At 37.6% G+C, this 3,616-nt stretch carries 4 protein-coding genes; 2 read left to right on the top strand and 2 right to left on the bottom strand.

What is annotated here, in order from left to right:
* Window positions 1-174 precede the first annotated feature (174 nt).
* A complete protein-coding gene (menH, locus tag PN497_RS22845; RefSeq protein ID WP_242027475.1) occupies window positions 175-1,032 on the top strand; it encodes a 2-succinyl-6-hydroxy-2,4-cyclohexadiene-1-carboxylate synthase in 858 nt (285 codons plus the stop codon).
* A gap of 54 nt (window positions 1,033-1,086) precedes the next feature.
* On the opposite strand, the gene PN497_RS22840 is transcribed toward menH, so the two are convergent.
* A complete protein-coding gene (locus PN497_RS22840; RefSeq protein ID WP_096572629.1) occupies window positions 1,087-1,818 on the bottom strand; it encodes a glycoside hydrolase family 24 protein in 732 nt (243 codons plus the stop codon).
* Window positions 1,819-1,895: 77 nt separating this feature from the next.
* The gene (locus PN497_RS22835; protein WP_096567045.1) at window positions 1,896-2,561 is read right to left on the bottom strand and encodes an SDR family oxidoreductase; all 666 of its coding nucleotides are present in this window, start codon (window positions 2,559-2,561) and stop codon (window positions 1,896-1,898) included.
* A gap of 181 nt (window positions 2,562-2,742) precedes the next feature.
* Between PN497_RS22835 and PN497_RS22830 the strand changes: the two genes are divergently transcribed.
* Window positions 2,743-3,402, top strand: coding sequence for a DUF1997 domain-containing protein (locus PN497_RS22830; RefSeq protein WP_272110897.1), 660 nt, complete (start codon window positions 2,743-2,745; stop codon window positions 3,400-3,402).
* Window positions 3,403-3,616 lie beyond the last annotated feature (214 nt).

Here is a 3,616-nt window from a genome sequence, read left to right as displayed (position 1 = left end):
GGTATACCGGAAAAAGTGTGCATTTTTTGGGATTTCAAGAGATGGCAAAGAAATTTTCAAATCTCCTCCTGACTCCTGACTCCTGACTCCTGACTCCTGACTCCTATGCCCTCACGGAAAGACTTTCTCAGCAACCCCTAAATAGGTTTGTCATCATGGTAAACTTTCTGGGAAATGACATACTTAAAATCAATGCAAACTCCACAAATAACCCCATTGAATAAAAACTATCATTTTCACTATTCCTTTAATAAAAACTCTCTTAAACCAGTAATTCTGTTTTTGCACGGGTTTATGGGAAATATTTATGAATTTGATGAAGCGATTCAACTATTAGGTGATGATTTTTCTTATCTTACCCTGGATTTGCCAGGACATGGTAAAACAAAAGTTTTATGCGGTGATGAATGTTATAAAATAGAAAATACCGCCCAAGCTATCATCAACTTATTAGATGAATTAAAAATAGCACAATGTTTTTTAGTTGGTTATTCAATGGGAGGAAGATTAGGATTATATCTCACTTTACATTTTCCAGAAAGATTTATCAAAGTTGTATTAGAATCTGCTTCTCCTGGTTTACCAACAGATGCAGAAAGATTATCCAGGATTAAAGGTGATTATCAAATTACCCGAAAATTAATTAGGATGATTGATAAATCGGAATTTCAGGTTTTTTTACACAATTGGTATAATCAGCCAATTTTTGGTAATATCAAAAATCATCCAGTATATCAAAAGATGATAGAAAGTAGGTTAGAAAATAATCCTTTAGCACTTGCCAAATCTTTGCAATTTATGGGTAATGGATACCAACCTTCTTTGTGGGACAAACTAGAAGCAAATCAAATTCCTTTACTTTTATTAGTAGGTGAATATGATGAAAAATTTGTCCATATTAATACAGCAATGTATTACAGAAATTCATTAGTAACTCAACTGCAAGTCATTCCCAAAGCTGGACATAATATTCACTTAGAAAATACACGGGATTTTGTGGATCATCTGGGAAAATTTTTGTTAGAAAACTAAACTACAATTTTAATACAATTTTAATACAATTTAAAACAATTTTAAAATCTAACATCATCTAATTTGTTGTGAATCTGGCAAAGAATTTGATGATGGTGGCGCTGGTAATGCTTGAGGATTATTCACTGTTGGTTTATTAGCCAGTGCTAATTCTTCTTGTAAAACCTTTTGATAAACTTGAGGCAAAAAACGAGTATTAGAATTAGTTTCTATCCCATATCCTAAACTTGTCCACGTGGGAGAAAGTCGCCGTAAAACATCATTTAATTTGCCATTACGTAACTGTTGAGAAATATCAATTCCCCAAACTTTAGAATCATTCAACCAACGATAAACTACTACATCTTGATATTCAGCGTCAAAACTATAACTATGCCAAAATCTCAACCCTGGGGGATGAGGATGATAACGGGGTGCAATGTCATACCAAGTAGTATTAATAATTTGATATCTACCCGCAGCAGTAGAACAATTTCCTTTATTTGGACCATTGACAATGGTTACACATATCTGTGGATGACGACTCAAATCATTCACCTGTTTACCACCATATAACACAGAATAAGGACGTGGAGTGTTAGACTCACTAAAAGAAATCGTCCGCATCAAAGCACGGATGTAAGGATCTCCGTCTTTCATCACCAAAGGCGGATTTTTTCGCTCAAATATGGGATCTATTTTTGATTGCAAATCGCCAAAAATGTACCATTGAAAAAGATACACAAAAGCCAGAAGTGATGCAATCGGACCAATTAATTTTTCTACACCTTTGAATTTAATAGTCATTTGCATTGGGCATGGGGCATGGGGCATTGGGCATGGGTTATAATTCGATTCAATTATTATGTTCTACCCATTACTAATTACCTATTCACAACTCCTTGAAATAATTCCTGGAAGCTTTTAGGGGTAACTTCAGGTTTAGCGACAATCTCGACAATTTTATTACGTGCAGCATTTTCAAACAAAGACTCGACACAAACCTGAGCCACTTTTTGCCGGGGGATGCTACCATCAAATAAAGTATCAGCGCCTTGCATAACTATCCCATCGGTGTTATCTTCGTTTTTCAGCCCTCCAGGTCTGACAATTGTATAAGTGAGTCCACTTTTCTGTATGTATTCCTCAGCTTGTTTTTTCCAGGCTAAAATTAACCAAAACAAGTTTAGCGGATGAAAAAACTGGGAAACACACAAAGAAGAAACCAGGATAAAATGCTCAATTTGCTTGGCTTTTGCTACATCAACTAAGTTTTTCGTACCTTGAAAATCTACTTGATAGGGTCCTGTAGGATCAAAACTGGGTCTTGCACCAGTAGCGCACAGGACTACCGTACTATCACCTATGGCAGCAGTTAGGGTTTCTGGTGATAACACATCCCCCACAACTAACTCAACTTCAGGAGATAGGATAGCTTTAGCTTTTTGGTGATCCCGTACCAAAGCACGAACGGGAATATTTCTGGCTACTAACTCTTGTACAATGCGGCGACCGGTTTCACCTGTTGCACCTGCTACAAATGCTTTCATGATTTACGCTATCCTGAGAAACTAATATGTGCTGTTTTCGTTCTTAATTGTAGTGATTCTATGGAGGTGATAACAGACTTTTTGATGTTTTGATGAAATTTGTATTTTTGTGTGAACAAACTCTCCCTGATTGGGAATCATTGGTATAGACAAACTTTTTAAGTATACAGAAAACGCATTTATGGTAGCAAACAACTGGGAATTTCAAACCTTGGAAATAACTGAATCAGTTTTACCAGTGGGTTTAAGCGTAACCTCAGATGAAACACCAGCCAAAGACACTCATGCAGGTCCTAGTAAATTCCATAGCCGTCATCAAGACTGCATGGAAATGTATGCTTCTCAAGAACAGGTTGCTGAATATCTCAATTCCCATTCTTCATGGTTTGTGCGTTGCGCTGAACCTATGAGGGTTGAACCTTTGGGTAAAAATGGTTATGCTTTGGTCATTGGGCGCTTTGGTGCTTTTGGTTATGAGGTAGAACCAAAAATAGGTTTGGAATTGTTAGCACCACAGGAACGTAAATACCACATCCGTACAATTCCTATCCCTAACTACCAAGCCCCTGGTTATGATGTAGACTATAATGCGTCTTTGGAATTAGTAGCAAGTTTGCCGGGGATGACTAGGGTAGAATGGCAGTTAGAGTTGATTGTTGATCTGCATTTTCCCAGATTTATTCAGCGTTTACCCCATGCTTTGATTCAGTCTACAGGCGATCGCCTACTGCATCAAATTGTCCGTCAAGTCTCTCGTCGTTTAACTCATAAAGTTCAAGAAGATTTTCATAACTCTCTCAATATTCCTTTTCATCCCAAGAAAAAGTTTTTTGGCCATTAGTCATGGGGCATTGGGCATGGGGCATTGGGCATTGGGCATTGGGCATTGGGCATTGGGCATTGGTTTATTCATCTTCCCCTGCCTCCCCTGCCTCTCACAGGGGTAGGTTTTTAATATTATCTGTTGAGGCAGGACCTGGAAGACAAGGAGGGAAAGTAGACAAGGAAGATTTTATCAGCACAATGGTCTTTTTGTTACCAAGAGAAGATGATTT

It is taken from the genome of Sphaerospermopsis kisseleviana CS-549 (assembly GCF_028329225.1).
Classification (GTDB): Bacteria; Cyanobacteriota; Cyanobacteriia; order Cyanobacteriales; family Nostocaceae; genus Sphaerospermopsis; species Sphaerospermopsis kisseleviana.
This window is presented reverse-complemented; position numbering and strand designations above follow the sequence as displayed.

Excerpts from the sequence above, each read along its gene's own strand:
- menH (WP_242027475.1), top strand. The coding sequence starts at position 175 with ATGACATACTTAAAATCAATGCAAACTCCACAAATAACCCCATTGAAT.
- PN497_RS22840 (WP_096572629.1), bottom strand. The coding sequence starts at position 1,818 with ATGACTATTAAATTCAAAGGTGTAGAAAAATTAATTGGTCCGATTGCA.
- PN497_RS22835 (WP_096567045.1), bottom strand. The coding sequence starts at position 2,561 with ATGAAAGCATTTGTAGCAGGTGCAACAGGTGAAACCGGTCGCCGCATT.
- PN497_RS22830 (WP_272110897.1), top strand. The coding sequence starts at position 2,743 with ATGGTAGCAAACAACTGGGAATTTCAAACCTTGGAAATAACTGAATCA.